The following is a 16875-nucleotide window of genomic DNA, read 5'->3' on the forward strand; positions in this document are numbered from 1 at the left end:
CGATGGCTCAGGACGCTGCGGTCCGCTTGACGAGCTGCAGTGCTCCGGCCGGGTCGGGGAACCGCTCCGAGTCACGGACCGCCGCCTCCAGGGCGCTGTCGAGGTGTCGGGACGCCAGGCTGACGCCACCCATCGCCACCGCCTCCGAACCGAGCGAGGAGACGACCACGTCCGGTGGCAGTGGGCAGATCTCGCCGAGGGTGCGGATGAAGCGCGGCAGGAAGACGTCCGCGCCCGGCGCGCTGCCGCCGCCGACCACGAGGAGGTCTGGATCGAGAGCGAGGACCATCGCCGCCGCGCCGGTGGCCAGGTCGTCGGCGAACTCGTCCATCGCCGTCAGGGCGCTCCGATCCCCGGCGCGAGCCGCCTCGAAGATCTCCTCGCGGGACGGCCGTGGCGAGCCGAGCACCGACTCGCCGTACCGCTCGTTCAGGCGGTACCACCGGAGTTCGGGCATCTCACCGACGATCCCTGCCGCACCGTGCACGCCGCGATGCACCTTGCCGTCGACGATGGAGGCCGCGCTGGTGCGCACGCCGCAGAGGAGGTAGACGACGTCGCGGTGGCCCTGTGCCGCGCCGACGGTCAGTTCCGCGCGGGCACCGAGCGCGACGTCGCCCTCCACCAGGACGGCCCCGTCGAACTCCTGCTCGAACCGTTCGCGCAGGTTCAGCCCGACCCAGTCCGGGAGACCGGTCCCGCCGAAGTGCAGTACCTCGCCGTGCCGGCCGATCGCGCCCGGGGATCCCACGGCGACGATCCACACCGATCCACGGGTGACGCCGAGGGTGCCGAGCACCTCATCGCCGGTCGCCAGTGCCAGGGCGATGCGCTCGGGCGCACCGGTGTCCTCGGGCAGGCGAGCGGTGCGCCGGCCCAGGACGGCACCGGCGAGGTCGGACACGACGGCGTGGATGTGGTTCGCGCCGATGTCGAGCGACAGGAGGTGGCCGAGTCCGGCCCGCACGTGGAAGGCGGTGGCGGGTCTGCCGATCCGGGATGCCGGGGCGCGTTCGACGGCTTCGAGCCAGCCCATCTCGACGAGGTCCGTCACGATCGCGTCGATGGCCGTCCGAGACAACCCGGACGCGTCCGCCAGTTTCCGCAGGGTGAGCGGCGCCGCGAGCAGGGCGCGCAGTACACCGAGCGAGTTCATCCTCCGGAGCAACGACCGACTGCCCATCGATCCGCCGGATGTCTCCACCATCGCCTCTCGAGGCATTCCTCTTCCCCTCTTGCGACTTTTCACGGCACGTTGCAGTATTAACTCCGCCTCCTCGACTCTACCCGCGGCAGCCCCGCGGCGGTGGTCGGGAAACCCGCGTCGACTCCGAGCGCGCGCCCACTCACACAGAAAGTCGGCCATGCTGCACACCTTCACCTTCGGTGACCTCCGCATCCCCGCGAACGTCGCCGGCGAACCGACCGCCACCAGCACCGGGTTCGTCGTACCCGCCGGTCCGCTCGCGCTCCTCCACCCCTTCGGCGACACCGGCTTCTACCGGCACGGCTGGAACTCGTGGAGCCCGAGCGGGTGGACCACCACGGACGGCGAGACCATCGGCATCAAGGACAGCCCCGACCGGCTGCTCACCGCCGACGACGCGGTCAACGAGACCCCGCACCTCCACTCCGGCAGTGGTGTCGGTGCCATCGAGGGACCCGACGGCACCGTGCTGCTCATCGGGACCCTCGGGCTCGGCAACCCCCGGGTCGGTGCCGACCGCAACACGATCTGGGCGCGGAGCGAGACCGACGAAGCCGAGTGGTTCGTCACGTGCGGACCGGAGCAGCAGGCCTTCGCCGACTATGCGGCGATCCTGTCCGAACGACTCGGGCGGCGCTCGCAGCGCGCCGGTCGCGTCTGGAGCAGTTGGTACTCCTACTACGAGGGCATCGACGAGGAGCTGGTCGCCCGCACCGTCGCCGACCTCACCGGGTACCCCTTCGACGTGTTCCAGCTCGACGACGGCTGGGAGCCGATCGTGGGCGACTGGACGGCCGGCCCGGACTTCCCGTCGGGCATGCAGGCGACCGCCGGGCGTATCACCGAAGCCGGGTTCCGCCCGGGGCTCTGGCTCGCACCGATGATCGCGCTGCCCGACTCCACGATCGCGCGGGAGCGCCCCGACCTCCTCGTGCAGGACGACGCCGGCCGGCCGCTGGCGACCGGCTACAACTGGAACTCCCACTACTACTCACTCGACACCACGCAGCGGGAGGTGCAGGACCACCTCCGCGAGGTCTTCGAGCGCGTCACCGGGTGGGGCTTCAGCTACCTCAAGCTCGACTTCATGTACGCGGGCGCCGTCACCGGTCGGCGGCACCAGGACATCCACCGCGAGACCGCCTATCGGGACGCGATCTCGTTCATCAGGGAGACCGTCGGCGACGACGTGTACCTGCTCGGCTGCGGCGTTCCGATGATCCCGTCCATCGGCGTGTTCGACGGCGCGCGAGTGGGGCCGGATGTCGGTCCGTTCTGGGACAACGCCGAACGGGTCGGCGATCCGTCGGGCGTCGGGGCGTGGAACTCGATCGTCGACTCCGTCAACCGCGTCTGGCTCAAAGACGTCTACGAGGTCGACCCCGACGCCGTCTACTTCCGCAGTGCCCGGAACCTCCTCGACCCCGTCGAACGTCGCATGCTCCAGGACGTCGCCGCCATCCTCGAGTTCAAGTCGACCTCCGACCCGGTGGTCTGGCTGCACGAGAGCGAACGCGCCGAACTCCGCCAGTACCTCACCGAGACGCCGACGGTCGAGCAGACGGGGCGGTTCACCTTCCGGCTCGACGGCCGCGAGGTCGACCTGACGGCGGTCGTGGCGGGAGAGGCCCGCTCCGACACCTCGTACGTCGGGTGATGCCTGGCGCCAGGCGGCGACCCGGCGTTATCCGATAAACGAACGTTGACCGCCCGGAAGTGGAGCTGCGGCGCAGCCGTGAGATTCTGAGCAGGATGAGCGTGAAACCAGGGTCGGCGGAGCGGTTCGAGGCCGCGGGGAGTGACGTCGACGACGCACGCGAGCTGTACGGTGCCGCGTACAACATCGGCCGCATGACCGTCGAGCCCACCGCCGACGCGTTCGGATACCGCTTCACCTCCATCGGCGACGACGACTTGTCGCTGCGTGCGTCACAGGTGGAGGGTCGCATCACCGGGGCCTCGCTCACCCAGGGCGAGTACATCGTCTCCTGGCTCACGCGCGGCGAGGGTGTCTCGGATCTGCTCGGCTCGCCGATGACGTTCGAGCAGGGCCTGCCGGCGATGTTCGCGAATGACCGCCCCGCGCAGTTCGACCTCATCGACTACCGGCTCAACATGATGCACTTCGGCGGCGCGTATCTCGAGGGCATCGCGGGGGAGACCGAGGGGTCGGTGGGTCCGATCCGGTTCGACACGACGTTCCGTCCGTCGGGCGACGCCCTGCGGCGCTGGACCGAGACGGTGGCGACAGTCGCCCGGGTCGTCTACGACGAGGGCAGTTCCGCGGTGCTGCGCGCCGAGGCGAACCGTGCCGCCGCCGTCACCCTCCTCGAGACGTTCCCCCACCTCGCTCTGCGACCGCGATCGGACCTGGCCGTTCCGCCAGGTCGGAAGACGCGCGCCGCGGTGGAGTTCATGATCGCGAACGCGCACCGCCCCCTGGGGACCGATGAGATCGCCGCGGCAGCCGGGCTGAGCCTACGCAGCCTGCAGGCGGCGTTCCGTCGCGAGTACGACATCACGGCCACCGACTACCTGCGATCGATCCGGCTTGATCGCGTCCGGCAGGAGCTGCGGGATGCCGAACCGGGCCTCGCCACGGTCGCCGAGGTGGCCAGGCGGTGGGGCTTCACCCATCTCGGCCGATTCGCGGCGACCTACACGGGTCGTTTCGGCGAGTACCCGAGTGTCACCCTCGCGTCGAGCCGCGGCGCAACCCACCCGCGTTCCCGAGGCTGACGTCTCCCCAGCGCCAGCGCCGGATCCCTGAGCCTCGCCCGGACTCTGAGCCTCGCCCGGTCTCTGAGCCTCGCCGGTCTCTGAGCCTGTCGAAGGGCAGTGCCTACTTGTCCCACGCCGTGGTCGGCGGTAGCCCCCGGCTCGTCCGCTCCTCGTTCAACAGCTCCTCGATGAGCGGGAGCTTCGCGGCAGTGTACGCCCGGCCGTCGTCGGTCGCGGCCAGCCGGTGCTTGAGCGCTCCGTAGCGATGCCGGGCGGCGGCATCGTGCAGCAGCTTGTCCCGGAACAGCCGCTGGTTGCAGTGCTCCCACGCGTCTGAGTCGAACACGTGGAGGATGTGCGTGCGACGGGCTCCCTCCGAGCGGACGTACACGGCATGCGTCTTCGGTCCCGCGGCGTTCGGCTCGTACCCGAGCCCGGCCAGGAGCGGTCCGAGGGCGAACGGGTCGCCGGCTGCCGTCGCTCTCGCGGCGAGGTCGACGATCGGCTTGGCGACGAGGCCCGGGACGGCGGTGCTCCCGATGTGCTCGATCGCGTCGACGCGCCCGTGGAGGACGTCCGAGAGCCGCGCCGCTTCATGTCGGAACGCCGCCGCCCACTCCGTCCGGTGCGGGCTCAGCTCGATCATCGGATCGAGCGTACCCGCCGGTCCGTCCCCGCGCGAGGCCGCTCCTGAGCCCTTCCCGGACCCTGAGTCACCTCTTCCGGTCCCTGAGTCATCTCTTCCGGTCCCTGAGTCACCTCTTCCGGTCCCTGAGCTACCTCTTCCGGTCCCTGAGCCTGTCGAAGGGCGCCAGCGCCTCAGCCCGTGGCCGGCGGCGGGGCGGTCGACTCGCGCATGATGAGCGTGGTCGCGAGGTCGGTGATGGTCGGCACGTCTGTGCCCCCGAGATGCGCGAAGAGTGTGCGCACGGCGTAGGAGCCGGAGGCGATGTGCGGGCTCCGGATCGAAGTGAGTGCCGGTGTCGTGAAGTCCGAACCGAAGATGTCGTCGAAGCCGATGAGGCTCAGCTGGGCGGGCATCTCGACGCCTCGTGAGCGCAGCTCCAGCATGATGCCGATGGCCAGGAGGTCGTTGTAGGCGAGGACGGCGGTGGCGCCCGTCTCGAGCACGGCCGTGGCCGCCGCCCTCCCCGCGGCCATGTCGGGCTGCGTCGACGGCACCCGCACCGTCTCGATGCCGCGTTCGGCGCACAGCTCCCGCGTCCGGCTCCACCGATGCCGCGACATCCAGGACCGATCGGGGCCGGAGACGAACGCGAGGCGGCGATGCCCGAGGGCGGCGAGGTGGTCGATCGCCTCGGTGAGGCCCGGGTCGATGTCCGCGACGATGCTGTCGACCTCGTCGACCTGACGGTTGATCACGACGACGGGTTTCTCCTGGCCCAGCGCGCGGACGTCGTCGGGCAGGAGCCGCGAGGTCGCGAGGATGAGCCCGTCGACGGAGGGCATGAGCCGCCTGGCGGTCAGCAGCTCCATCTCCGCCGACTCCTTGAACTCCGCGAGCACGAGCGTGTAGTTGCGTTCGGCGGCCTCGCGCTCCGCGCCGCGGACGACGTCGAAGAACATCGGGTTCGTGATGTCGGCGACGATGAGGCCGAGCGTGCCGGTGCGCCCGGTGGGGAGCGCCCGGGCGGCGGGGTTCGCCACGTAGTTGAGCTGCTTGGCGGCGTCGTGGATCTTCTGCGCCGTCTTCTCGTTGATGCGGCCAGGACGGCTCAGCGCCCGAGAAACGGTCGACGGGTTGACCCCGGCGAGCTGCGCGATGTCGTAGATCGTCGCAGCGCGTCTCGTCTTCGCGACCCCCGCCGTGGGTTCGGGTGTTCCGGGCTCGGGAGCGACCGTCTCAGCGGATGCGTCAGAGGTGCTCATGGGCCCCGCTCCTCTCGATCGCCGCCCTCGGCGACCTGAGCCATCGTACTGCCGCGGCCTCGGCGGAACGGCTCAAGTCGGCCTGGTCAGCGGGTCGCGACATCGAGTGCGTGGCTGGCCCATTCGTACGACAGGCGGTGCGACTCGTAGACGCTCTCGACGCTCGGGAAGTCGACCTCGATCATGTAGTCGCCGTCGTAGTCATCGGGCATCGCCGCGACGATCGCGTCGAAGTCGAGCACACCGAGCCCGGGTTCCGCCCACAGCCGCTTCGTCTGCGACGTCTCGTGGTAGCTCAGCGAGCCGTCCGCTGCGCCGTCGAGGTGATCGGCGTAGACGTCCTTGATGTGGATGCCGCCGACGCGGTCGCGGTAGTCGGTGATCATCGCGACCGGGTCCGCTCCCGCCCAGCGGAGGTGTCCGGTGTCGGGTCCGAACCCGATCAGGTCCGGTCCGAGGGTGTCGAGCAGACTGCGGATCTCGTGCTCGGTCTCGAAGACGCCACCGACGTGCGAATGGTGCAGGGGGCGGATCCCCTCGGCGAGCAGGACCTCGCAGGTCCGGCCGGCGTTCTCGATCGCCAGGTCGAGACGCTCCTGGGAGAAGTCGGCGCCGATGGCCGGCGTCGCCATGCGGGCCGGGATCGCCATCGAGGAGATCATCGTGCGGTCGAGTCCGAGGGAGGCCTGGGCCGCCCCGAACGCCTTCGCCGCCTCGAGGACCTCGGCCAGGTCGACCGTCTCGTCGAACGCGCTGCTGAAGAGGCTGAGCGACGGTGCGAGCCCGTAGCCGTCGATCCACGTCCGGTACTCGTCCGCGGTCATGCCCTCGGGGATGTCGGCCTTCACCGCGGTGAAGCCGATGCGCTGGAAGTCGGCGAAGGCCTCCTCGAACACCTCGCGGGTCTTGCCGCGGGCGCTCCAGTACGGGATGGGGTTCGCCGCCACGCGGTTCGTCCGCTGCGCGCTCATCGGGTCACCGCCGCCGCGGCGTCGAGGCGGACCGGCTGACCCGTCCGCGCGGATTCGTAGAGGCCCGTGATGATCGAGATCGCCTGGCGGTTCTCCGCGAGGGTCACCCGGAGCGGCTCCTCCCCGCGGATCGCTGCGAGCACGTTCCGGTACTGGTGCAGGTGCGCGTCCGACATCTGTCCCGCGACGCTCGAGCCCGCCTGCGTCTCGTCGGCGAACTGCGCCGCCTGGTTCGTGTCCTTCCCCTGCGAGCCGAAGAAGGCCTCGGCGCGCTCCACCCCCGCGGGAGTGGAGTGGAAGTACGTCAGCTGGTCGTTCTCGATGACCGCGGAGCCGCGGTCACCGTGGACCTGCAGCCGCGCGACGAGGCCCGGGTAGACGGCCGTCGAGCCGTGGATGACGCCGAGCGCGCCGGATGCGAAGCGGACGACACCGACCGCGACGTCTTCCGTCTCGATGCGCTCGTGGGCGAGGAGCGCGGTGTACCCGAAGACCTCGACGGGGCGTCCGAGGAGGGCGACCAGGAGGTCGACCGTGTGCACGCCCTGGTTCATGAGCGCACCACCGCCGTCGAGCGCCCAGGTGCCGCGCCAGTCGCCGGAGTCGTAGTAGCTCTGCCCGCGCCACCAGTCGACCGAGGCGATGCCCGAGGTGATGCGCCCGAGGTCTCCGCGTTCGGCGGCGGCGAGGACGATCTCCGTCGACGGGTCGAAGCGGTGCTGGGAGATGACGGTCACGACGGTGCCGGCGCGCTCCTGGGCGGCGATGATGTCGTCCGTCCGCGACACGGTGACGTCTGCCGGCTTCTCGATGATGACGTGCTTGCCGGCCTCGAGCGCCTCGATGGCGAGGTCGGCGTGCAGCCCGGTGGGCGTGCAGACGACCACGATGTCGGGGTCGGTCTGCGCCAGCGCCTCCGCGAGGGTCGTGAACGCCCGTCCGCCGCGCTCGGCGACGAGGGCCTCCGCCTTCGCGAGCTCCGGGTCGGCGACGGCGACGAGTTCCAGCTCGTCGCGCAGCTGGTCGATGACGATGCCGTGCTGTTTCGAGATGATGCCGGCGCCGGCGATGGCGATGCGGTGCGGTCGGGACATGCGGGGGTTCGCTCCAGTTCTGTGCGTGGGGTGGGTCGGTGCCGGCTCAGGCGAGCTGACGGAGGTCTGCGAGGGCGGCTTCGAGCTCCGGTTCGAAATCCTCGAAGAGGCACTCCACGGTTATGGGGCCGTCGTAGCCGCCGTCACGCAGGGCCGTGATGAACCCGGTGAGCGGCCAGTCGCCCTGGCCGGGTGGCCGACGGTCGGTGTCGGCGATGTGGGCGTGACCGATGCGGGCACCCAGGGCTTGTGCGACGTCGAGCGGCTCCTCCTCCAGCATGATGTGGAAGAGGTCGGCGACGACGGGCACGCGGTCGATCCCGATCTCGTCGAGGAAGGCGACCGTCTCCTCGAGCGAGTTGAGCAGGTTCGACTCGTCCCGGTTCAGTGGTTCGAGGACGATCTGCAGTCCGTTCCGCTCTGCCGCGTCGCGCGTCTCGACGACGACCTCTGCGAACCTCGCCCGGGCGGCCGTGACGTCCACCCCGGCGGGGATGGTGCGCGCCGTCCCGCTCCCGAACACGATCTTCGCGCCGGGCTCCGAGACCGAACCGATGATCGGCATGACGGCGTCGAGGTACGCGGTGACGCGTTCCGACGGGAAGCCGGGGTCGGCGAGTGACAGGTCGCCGGGGAACAGGATGGCGAACGAGCCGCGTCGGACGCTCGCGTCGTAGTCGGGATGGCGCATCCACCCGGCTCCGTCGGCGACGACGAGGTTGCCGACGATGGTCGGTTCGGCGTAGTCGGCTCCGGAGGCGAACGCACCGGGGATGCGTTCGGAGGCGACGATCACGCCGTACCCGGTGAGTGGGTGCCGCTGGGCGGTCGGGATGCCGTTACGAACGCTGCCTGCCACTGCGATCTCCTGTGATAGCGGGTTGACTCCTCGCGGCTTTGAAGCGTTCGAGCTGTGCTCGACCACGACGGGTCAGGCGGAAGTGGGATCAGTCTGGCAGACGGTCATCACCCTGGCAAACGATTGCCACTCGTCTTTGGCAATCGGTTGACAGGTCGTTCAGTCCCGGTTTCAATGGAGGCGTGCCAACGACGCTGCAGAACGATCCAGACCGCCTCCTCCCCGCCGACCCGGGGACGCGCGACGTCGCCAGGGCGCTCTACCGCTCGGTCGAGGCCCTGCCGATCATCTCGCCGCACGGACACGTGGATCCGGCGATCCTCGTCGAGGACACCCCGTTCGCGAACGCCACCGAGCTGTTCCTCCGGCACGACCACTACGTCACCCGCCTGCTGCACGCCGCCGGATTCTCCCTCGCGGACGTCGGTGTGCCCGACCTCGCGGAGGGTGGTGCCGTCGCCGCGCCGCGGGACGCCTGGCGACGCTTCTGCGAGCACTGGCACCTGTACGCCGGCACCGCTTCCGGGTACTGGCTGAGCTCGATCCTCGGTGAGCAGTTCGGTGTCACTGAGCAGCCGGACGGAGCGAACGCTGATCGGCTCTTCGACGCGATCCAGGACGCACTCCGGGCGCCGTCGTTCCGTCCCCGTGCGCTGTTCGACCACTTCCGCATCGAGGTGCTCGCGACCACCGACGACCCGATGGACGACCTCGCCGCACATGCCGCCCTCGCGGCGGACCCCACCTTCAGCGGCCGCGTGCTGCCGACCTTCCGCCCCGACGCGTACCTCGATCCGTCGACGGCCGGTTGGGCGGAGCGGGTCGCGGCGCTCGCCGCCTGGAACGGGACGCCGGAGGGCAGCTACCGCGGCTATCTCGAGGCGCTCGCCGGGCGCCGTCGCCACTTCATCGAGCACGGGGCGGTGTCGGCCGACCACGGTGTCCCGCAGCCCCTCACGATCGAACTCGACGAGGCGGACGCCGCAGCGCTGTTCGACCGCGCCCTGTCGGGGACCGCCGACGCCACCGACCTCGAGCGCTTCGCCGCGCACATGCTGTTCGAGAGCGCCCGGATGAGCGTCGAGGACGGCCTCGTCATGACGGTGCACCCCGGTGTCCACCGCAACCACCACGCGCCGACGCTCGCCCGCTTCGGACCGGACACCGGGCACGACCTCCCGGTCCGCACCGACTACGTCCGCCCACTGCGTCCGCTGCTGGAGCGGTTCGGCACGGCTCCGGGGTTCCACCTCGTCCTCTTCAGCGTCGACGAGACGAGCTACTCGCGGGAGATCGCGCCGCTCGCCGGGTTCTACCCGAGTGTCTTCATCGGCGCACCGTGGTGGTTCCTCGACGCGCCCGACGCCGTCCTGCGCTTCCGGTCCGCCGTCACGGAGACGGCCGGGTTCTCGCGCGGATCGGGCTTCATCGACGACACGCGGGCGTTCCTGTCGATCCCCGCCCGACACGACATGTCCCGGCGCCTCGACGCGTCCTTCCTCGCGCGACTCGTGCGGGAGGGGCGCATCGACCAGGCGACGGCCGAACGCATCATCCTCGACCTCGTCGTCGACCAGCCACGACGGGTGTTCAAGCTGTGAGCACCGTGACGAACGTCGACAGCGCTGCCGGAGGGCCGGGGGACGAGGCGGTCCCGCGTCTGTCCCGCGTGCGGCTGCCCGAGTTCCCATCGGCACCGGTCCGGATCGTCCACCTCGGACTCGGCGCCTTCCACCGCGCCCACCAAGCCTGGTACACCCAGCTCGTCGACCCCGATCACGAGTGGGGCATCGCCGCCTTCACCGGTCGGAGTCCGCAGGCCGCCGTCGACCTGGATGCCCAGGACTGCCTCTACACGGTTGTCGAGCGATCGGCGGACGGTGACGCTGCCACGATCGTCGGTTCGATCGTCGAGGCGCGGGACGGTACCGAGGTCGCACGACTCCACGACCTCCTCGCCGCCGAGACCACCGCCATCGTCACCCTCACCGTCACCGAGTCCGGGTACCGGCTCGATGCCGAGGGCAGGCCGGACGCGTCGGATCCGGCGGTCGAGCATGACGTCGCCCTGCTGTCCGAGGCCTTCGCCGAGCGGGCGGACCTCCGCGACGCCCGACCGACGACGACGCTCGGCAGACTGCTCCTCGGCCTCGAAGCGCGTCGTCGTGCAGGGGCCGGTCCGATCGCGGTCGTCCCCTGCGACAACATCGCCGACGGCGGTGCGCTCGTCCGTCGCGCGATGCTCGCTTTCGCCGACCGGGTCCGCCCGGAGACCGCTCGGTGGATCGATGACGAGGTCTCGTTCGTCTCGTCCTCGGTCGACCGCATCACCCCGCGTCCCACGACCGCCGACGAAGTGACGGCCACGACGCTCACCGGATTCAGCGATGCCGCTCCCGTCGTCACCGAGCCCTTCACCGACTGGGTGCTGAGCGGCGACTTCCCCGCCGGGCGGCCGGCGTGGGAGTCCGCGGGTGCCCGGTTCGTCGACGACCTCGAACCCTACGAGCAACGCAAGCTCCGGCTGCTCAACGGCGCCCACAGCCTCCTCGCCTACGCGGGCCCGCTGCGCGGTCATGCGACGGTCGCCGAGGCGGTCGGTGACGAGCAGTGCCGGGCCTGGGTCGAGGAGTACTGGGACGAGACGGAGCGCCACCTGCCGGACGACCTCGGGCTGACGGCGTATCGCACCGCCCTCCTGGAGCGCTTCGGCAACGCGCGCATCGAGCATCGACTGCAGCAGATCGCCCTCGAGGGGGTCACGAAACTGCGGGTGCGGATCGTGTCGACCCTCCTGGCGGAACGGGCCGCCGGTCGGCCGGGAACCGGGTCCCTGCGCGTGATCGCCGCGTGGGTGGCGGCCGTGCAGGGCGACGACCGCCCAGGCGACGCGAGCGGTGCCGCCGTCACCGAGGCGCTCCGGTTCCGGGGTCGGGAGCGGACCGTGGCGCTCGTTCGCCTGATCGACCCCCGCCTCCTCGACTCGGAGCCGGACGACGGTTCCACGCTCGTCACCGAGGTGGAGCACCTGGTCGACGAGCTTGCTCTTCCGGTCCCTGAGAGCCCTCTTCCGGTCCCTGAGCCTGTCGAAGGGCCCACCCCTGACGACCCCTCCCGGTCCCCCTGAGTCCGGAACCACCCCGGCCACATCGGCCGCAACGCACGAAGGAGTAGTACCCATGAACATCGACAAGGCCGAGGTCATCGTCACGAGTCCCGACCGGAACTTCGTGACGCTCAAGCTCACGACCGACGACGGCCTCACCGGCCTGGGGGACGCGACGCTCAACGGGCGCGAGCTCGCGGTGGTGGCGTATCTGACCGAGCATGTGGTGCCGCTGCTGCTCGGGCGCGATGCGTCGCGGATCGAGGACACCTGGCAGTTCCTGTACCGCTCGGCGTACTGGCGGCGGGGCCCGGTGACGATGGCGGCGATCGCGGCGGTCGACATGGCGCTGTGGGACATCAAGGGCAAGGCCGCGGGCATGCCGGTGTACCAGCTGCTCGGCGGTGCGTCCCGGACAGGGCTGCTCGCCTACGGGCACGCGTCGGGCAAGACGAACGAGGAGCTGTTCGACAGCGTGCGCGAGCATCAGGCGCAGGGCTACAAGGCCATCCGCATCCAGACGGCGGTGCCGGGGCTGAAGTCGATCTACGGCATCGCCTCCAACGCGACGTTCGAGGGCAACACCGGTGTCCGCTACGACCACGAGCCGGCGCAGCGCGGTGGCCTGCCGAACGAGGAGGACTGGGACACCCGGTCGTACCTGCGTCACCTGCCGACGGTGTTCGAGGCGGTGCGGAACGAGTTCGGTCCGGAGCTGCCGTTGCTGCACGACGGGCACCACCGGATGACGCCGATCCAGGCCGCGAAGCTCGGCAAGAGCCTCGAACCGTACGACCTGTTCTGGTTGGAGGACTGCACGCCGGCGGAGAACCCGGAGGCGTTGCGCCTCGTGCGGCAGCACACGACGACGCCGTTGGCGATCGGAGAGATCTTCAACACGGTGTGGGACTACCAGCAGATCATCCGCGAGCAGCTCATCGACTACGTCCGCAGCGCGGTCACGCACACCGGCGGGATCACGCATCTGAAGAAGGTGCTCGACTACGCCTCGCAGTACCAGATCAAGTCGGGCATGCACGGACCGACGGACATCTCCCCGGTCGGGATGGCCGCCGCGATGCACCTCGGCTTGTCGATCCACAACTTCGGCATCCAGGAGTATATGAAGCACGGCGAGAAGACCGACGCGGTGTTCCAGCAGTCCTACACCTGGGAGAACGGCATGCTGCACCCGGGAGAAGCACCTGGCCTGGGTGTCGAGTTGAACGTCGACGAGGCGGGCAAGTACCCGTACCAGCGCGCCTACCTGCCCTACAACCGCCTCGCCGACGGCACCGTCCACGACTGGTGACCCCTGCGGCCAGCGCGGTGCGCTGACCCGACCGCGCCCCTGTGGCGTGAGCGCGCCCCTCCGGAGGCCCGCGCTCACGTCACAGGGGCGCGCTCGTGTCACAACCTCGTCACCCAAGCGCCTCTGGTATTTCAGGTTCCAGCGGGTTACCGTGGTGCGGTACGAGGACGCGCACGACGGTTCGGGGGAGCAGATGACGAGCGACGACACCCAGCCACCGGAGGTCCAGCCCGACCCTGCCCCGTCGCCGACACCAGACCCGTCACCCGAGCCTCCCGCCCCTACACCCGATGCCCCGGAGACGCCCACCGAGGCCGATCCGGCAGCGCCCTCGACGCAGGCGGCGGACGACGGCACGATCGTCCTGGCCGGTGACGGCATCGATCCGACCGGCGCGACCGTCTCGACGACCGCGGTCCAAGCGCTGTTGTCCGCGGCGCCGGACGGCAGCACGATCATCGTCCCAGGCGGCGCCGCCATCGCCCTCGACGCGACCCTCCTGCTCGACCGTCGGCTGGCATTGCGGGGGAGCGGCGAATTGCGGTGGACGGCCGGCATCACGAACGCCCCAGGCCTTCGCATCACCGCTCCGGGGTCGACCGTGCGAGAGGTGCGCCTCACGAACCCGAACCACCTCGGTTCCGCCACGGGTGCGCGCAACATCGGCATCGACATCCGGACGAGTGACGTCATCGTCGACGGGGTGCGGGTCGTCGGCTTCCAGAACGGCGTGGTGAACGAGCCCACCGGCGAGTTCGAAGGCGTCATCGTCACGAACTGCCACATCGTCGACATCGTCGGCGTCGGCGGTGGACGCGGTTCGACGTCGAGGGCCGGCGAGGATCGCGGTGACGGCATCACCATCTGGGGTGCGCGTGCGCTCGTCTCCGGCAACGTCGTGAACGCGCTCGCCGGCACGGACGCGCGGATCGGCATTCACGCGGAGGGCCTGTCGGACTACGAGGTCGACCCGGGGCTCTACCCCGACGCGATGTTCTCGATCAACGACAATGTCGTCAGCGGTCCGTTCCGCCGCGGCATCGCGTTGGAGGCGGTGTCGCACGCCACCGTGTCGGGGAACACCGTCACCGGGAGCACCTGGTGGGGCATCGCCGCGATCGACACGCGCTCGACCGGGATCTCCAACAACACGGTGCGCTGGACGCGGGCGGCCGAGGACGACCAGGGGTCGGTCTGGGGTCCGTCGCGCGGGCCGATCATGGTCTACCGCAGCGCGGAGGCCACGGTGGTGGACGGCAACGTGATGGAGATCCGCGGCGTCGCCTCCGCTGCCATCCGCCTGCAGGACGCCACCATGCCCTCGGGCGACACCACGACGCCCGTCGGTTCGACCGACACGGTGATCACCGACAACGTCATCCGGCTCGCCGGCGGCACGTGTCCGAGTGGGGTGGTGCTGCAACGCGCGATCCGGCCGCTCGTCGTCGGCAACCGGCTCAGCGTGACCACGCCCAGCGGGACCGCGGGCGGCGTCGTCTCGTATCTCAGCAGCGACCTCGTCGTCGCCGACAACTCGCTCCTCGGTGCAGGTGAGGCCAGCGGGTACGGGGTGCAGCATCAGGGTGCCGGAGCCGTGCAGGTCACCGGCAACCGGGTGGAGGGGTTCCGGATCGGGCTCGCCGTCACCAATTCGACGGGCGGGGTGACCATCGTCGGCAACACGGTTCTCGCGTGCGCGACCGGGATCGACACCTACGGGTCCACCGGCCGCTCCATGGTCGCGGCCAACCATCTCTCGGTGTCCGGCAGTGCCCATATCAATGCGCAGCCCGCGACCAGCTACGTCACGACCAGGCACATGGGCACCGCGCGCCCGGCCGGTGGTGGGACGGGCGACCTGCTCGTCGGCAACGGGCTGCTCTGGGTGAACGACCAGGGCACCTGGCGCTCGGTGAAGGTCACCTGAGGCGGTCGTCGCGGTGGTCCGCGCCGGCGCCCGGGTGTCCGGTGATCAGCCCGCGAGGAGGGCGACGCCGATCACGACGACGGTCGCCGCGGCGATCCGGCGGACGGGTCGGCCCTCGCGGAGCACGAGTGCGCCGAACAGGCTCACGAGGATGACGCTCACCTCGCGCATCGGTGCAACGAGCGCGACCGGTGCCATCGTGATGGCCACGAGCACGAGGATGTATGACATCGGCGAGAGCACCCCGAACGCGAGGATGCGCGGCCAGTGCGCGCGCAGCACCGCCGGCAGCTCATGTGCCCGCCGGCCGAGCGAACCGGAGAACAGCACGACCTCGACCGCGGTGCAGCCGACCATGAATGCGACCGGGGAGGCGCCCCAGGTGCGGACGGCGTGCGCGTCCCAGATCGTGTATGCCGCGATCGCGACCCCGGTGAGGAGTCCGAAGGCGACCGCGGGGTCGATGCGTCGACGGGTGGCGCGTACGTCGACGGTGACCGGTGCCGGGTCGCTCCCGCGGTCGACGAACCCGATCGCGACGACGCCGACGACGATCGCCGCGACGCCGAGGAGCGCGAGCAACGACGGCCGTTCGCCGAGGATGAGGACGGCGATGATCACGCTGATCGTCGGGCCGGTGCCGCGTGCCGTGGCGTAGACGGTGGAGAGGCGTCCGCTGGCATAGCCACGCTGCAGCACGAGCATGTAGACGTAGTGCAGCACGGCCGAGACCACGACGCCGATGGCGAAGCCGGTGAGGTCGCCCGTACCCAGCCCGCCCGTGAACGGGATGACGATCGCCCACAGCACGGTGCTCGACACGGCTCCCCACCAGAGGAACGGCATGCCGATCCGGCTGACACCGTGGGCGACGATGTTCCACGCCGCATGGCAGACCGCGGCGGCGAGGACGATGGTGACGGCGAGCAGAGACACGTGAGACCCTTCCGATCCTCGCGGGCGCGACGATCAGGGTCCTCCGGGCTTTTATCCTGTCAGATGACGGTCGTCGGCTGGCCGCCGGCCGTGGCGCCGCTCGGACCAGTCGAGCTGTCGCTCCGGAACCCTAGGCGCTATCGCGCACCACGCTACCAGCCTCCCGGCGAGGCGTGTCCGCTCGCCCAGTTCTGGGCGAACGAACACTCGGTCGCCCGAATTTGGGCGAATGAACCCGCGTCAGTCGACGATGGCGATGGCGTCGATCTCGACGAGCATCTCCTCGCGGGGAAGGCCGGTGAAGACCGTGGTGCGGGAGGGCAGGACGCCACCCTTCACCCGCGAACCGACGAACTCGCCGTAAGCGTCGTTCATGATCGCGAAGTCCTCGCGCTTGGTGAGGTAGACGCGCAGCATCATGACGTCGTCGAAGGTCGCGCCGCCCGCCGCGAGGATCGCCTCGACGTTCTGCAGGGTGCGGGTGGTCTGCGCGGCGACGTCGCCCGGGAACAGGTACTCGTTCGTCGCGGGGTCGACGGGGCCCTGGCCGGAGACCTGGACGAAGTTGCCCTTGCGGACCCCCTGGGAGAAGGTGTGCGCGGGAGCCGGGGCGTCGGTGGTGGAGATGGCGGTGCGTTCGGTCATGGGGTGTGTCCTTCGGTTGGTGGCCCTTCGACAAGCTCAGGGACCGGGGTAGGTGGTCAGGGACCGGAGTAGGTGGTCAGAGACCGGATGGTGGGGCTCAGGGACCGGGGTTGGTGGGGGGGGGGGGGGGCTCAGGAACGGGACGGACGGGGGGTCAGGCGGTCGCGGGGGCCTCGGCGGGCGCCGGCGGTACGTAGCCGAGTTCGG

At 70.3% G+C, this 16875-nt stretch carries 14 protein-coding genes; 6 read left to right on the top strand and 8 right to left on the bottom strand.

Going from position 1 to position 16875, the window contains the following annotated elements; genetic code table 11:
- Nucleotides 1-7: 7 nt before the first annotated feature.
- The gene (locus tag QRN19_RS16425; RefSeq protein ID WP_285028258.1) at nucleotides 8-1156 is read right to left on the bottom strand and encodes an ROK family protein; all 1149 of its coding nucleotides are present in this window, start codon (nucleotides 1154-1156) and stop codon (nucleotides 8-10) included.
- A 208-nt stretch (nucleotides 1157-1364) separates the two neighbouring features.
- Here QRN19_RS16425 and QRN19_RS16430 point away from each other — a divergent pair, with 208 nt between their 5' ends.
- A complete protein-coding gene (locus QRN19_RS16430; protein WP_285028259.1) occupies nucleotides 1365-2864 on the top strand; it encodes a glycoside hydrolase family 36 protein in 1500 nt (499 codons plus the stop codon).
- A gap of 95 nt (nucleotides 2865-2959) precedes the next feature.
- A complete protein-coding gene (locus QRN19_RS16435; RefSeq protein WP_285028260.1) occupies nucleotides 2960-3946 on the top strand; it encodes a helix-turn-helix transcriptional regulator in 987 nt (328 codons plus the stop codon).
- Nucleotides 3947-4049: 103 nt separating this feature from the next.
- Here QRN19_RS16435 and QRN19_RS16440 read toward each other — a convergent pair whose 3' ends face one another.
- The 5 genes from QRN19_RS16440 to QRN19_RS16460 all read right to left on the bottom strand — a co-directional run bounded on the left by QRN19_RS16440 (nucleotide 4050) and on the right by QRN19_RS16460 (nucleotide 8742).
- Nucleotides 4050-4574 (bottom strand): GrpB family protein, encoded by a 525-nt coding sequence (locus QRN19_RS16440; protein ID WP_285028261.1) that lies wholly within the window; start codon nucleotides 4572-4574, stop codon nucleotides 4050-4052.
- Nucleotides 4575-4747: 173 nt separating this feature from the next.
- Entirely contained in the window at nucleotides 4748-5818 is a 1071-nt protein-coding gene (locus QRN19_RS16445; RefSeq protein ID WP_285028262.1) for a LacI family DNA-binding transcriptional regulator, read from the bottom strand.
- A gap of 86 nt (nucleotides 5819-5904) precedes the next feature.
- A complete protein-coding gene (locus QRN19_RS16450) occupies nucleotides 5905-6789 on the bottom strand; it encodes a sugar phosphate isomerase/epimerase family protein (RefSeq protein WP_285028263.1) in 885 nt (294 codons plus the stop codon).
- Nucleotides 6786-7883 (bottom strand): Gfo/Idh/MocA family protein, encoded by a 1098-nt coding sequence (locus QRN19_RS16455; protein ID WP_285028264.1) that lies wholly within the window; start codon nucleotides 7881-7883, stop codon nucleotides 6786-6788. Before QRN19_RS16455 ends, QRN19_RS16450 begins: the two co-directional genes overlap by 4 nt.
- 46 nt (nucleotides 7884-7929) lie before the next feature.
- The gene (locus tag QRN19_RS16460; RefSeq protein WP_285028265.1) at nucleotides 7930-8742 is read right to left on the bottom strand and encodes a sugar phosphate isomerase/epimerase family protein; all 813 of its coding nucleotides are present in this window, start codon (nucleotides 8740-8742) and stop codon (nucleotides 7930-7932) included.
- A 182-nt stretch (nucleotides 8743-8924) separates the two neighbouring features.
- Between QRN19_RS16460 and uxaC the strand changes: the two genes are divergently transcribed.
- The 4 genes from uxaC (at nucleotide 8925) to QRN19_RS16480 (ending at nucleotide 15087) form a co-directional block, all read left to right on the top strand.
- The gene (gene uxaC, locus QRN19_RS16465; protein WP_285028266.1) at nucleotides 8925-10343 is read left to right on the top strand and encodes a glucuronate isomerase; all 1419 of its coding nucleotides are present in this window, start codon (nucleotides 8925-8927) and stop codon (nucleotides 10341-10343) included.
- Between the two features lie 5 nt (nucleotides 10344-10348).
- Complete coding sequence (locus QRN19_RS16470) at nucleotides 10349-11869, top strand: mannitol dehydrogenase family protein (protein ID WP_285028267.1); 1521 nt, start codon at nucleotides 10349-10351, stop codon at nucleotides 11867-11869.
- A 52-nt stretch (nucleotides 11870-11921) separates the two neighbouring features.
- Entirely contained in the window at nucleotides 11922-13160 is a 1239-nt protein-coding gene (gene manD, locus QRN19_RS16475; protein ID WP_285028268.1) for a D-mannonate dehydratase ManD, read from the top strand.
- Nucleotides 13161-13353: 193 nt separating this feature from the next.
- Nucleotides 13354-15087, top strand: coding sequence for a NosD domain-containing protein (locus tag QRN19_RS16480; RefSeq protein ID WP_285028269.1), 1734 nt, complete (start codon nucleotides 13354-13356; stop codon nucleotides 15085-15087).
- Between the two features lie 45 nt (nucleotides 15088-15132).
- On the opposite strand, the gene QRN19_RS16485 is transcribed toward QRN19_RS16480, so the two are convergent.
- Both QRN19_RS16485 and QRN19_RS16490 read right to left on the bottom strand, forming a co-directional pair.
- Nucleotides 15133-16023: an EamA family transporter gene (locus tag QRN19_RS16485; RefSeq protein WP_285028270.1), complete on the bottom strand. Its 891-nt coding sequence runs from the start codon at nucleotides 16021-16023 to the stop codon at nucleotides 15133-15135.
- Nucleotides 16024-16263: 240 nt separating this feature from the next.
- Nucleotides 16264-16668 carry a RidA family protein gene (locus QRN19_RS16490; RefSeq protein WP_064293914.1) on the bottom strand — a complete coding sequence of 135 codons (405 nt, stop codon included), beginning with the start codon at nucleotides 16666-16668 and terminating at the stop codon, nucleotides 16264-16266.
- Between the last annotated feature and the right edge of the window lie 207 nt (nucleotides 16669-16875).

The organism is Plantibacter sp. ME-Dv--P-122b (assembly GCF_030209375.1).
GTDB lineage: Bacteria > Actinomycetota > Actinomycetes > Actinomycetales > Microbacteriaceae > Plantibacter.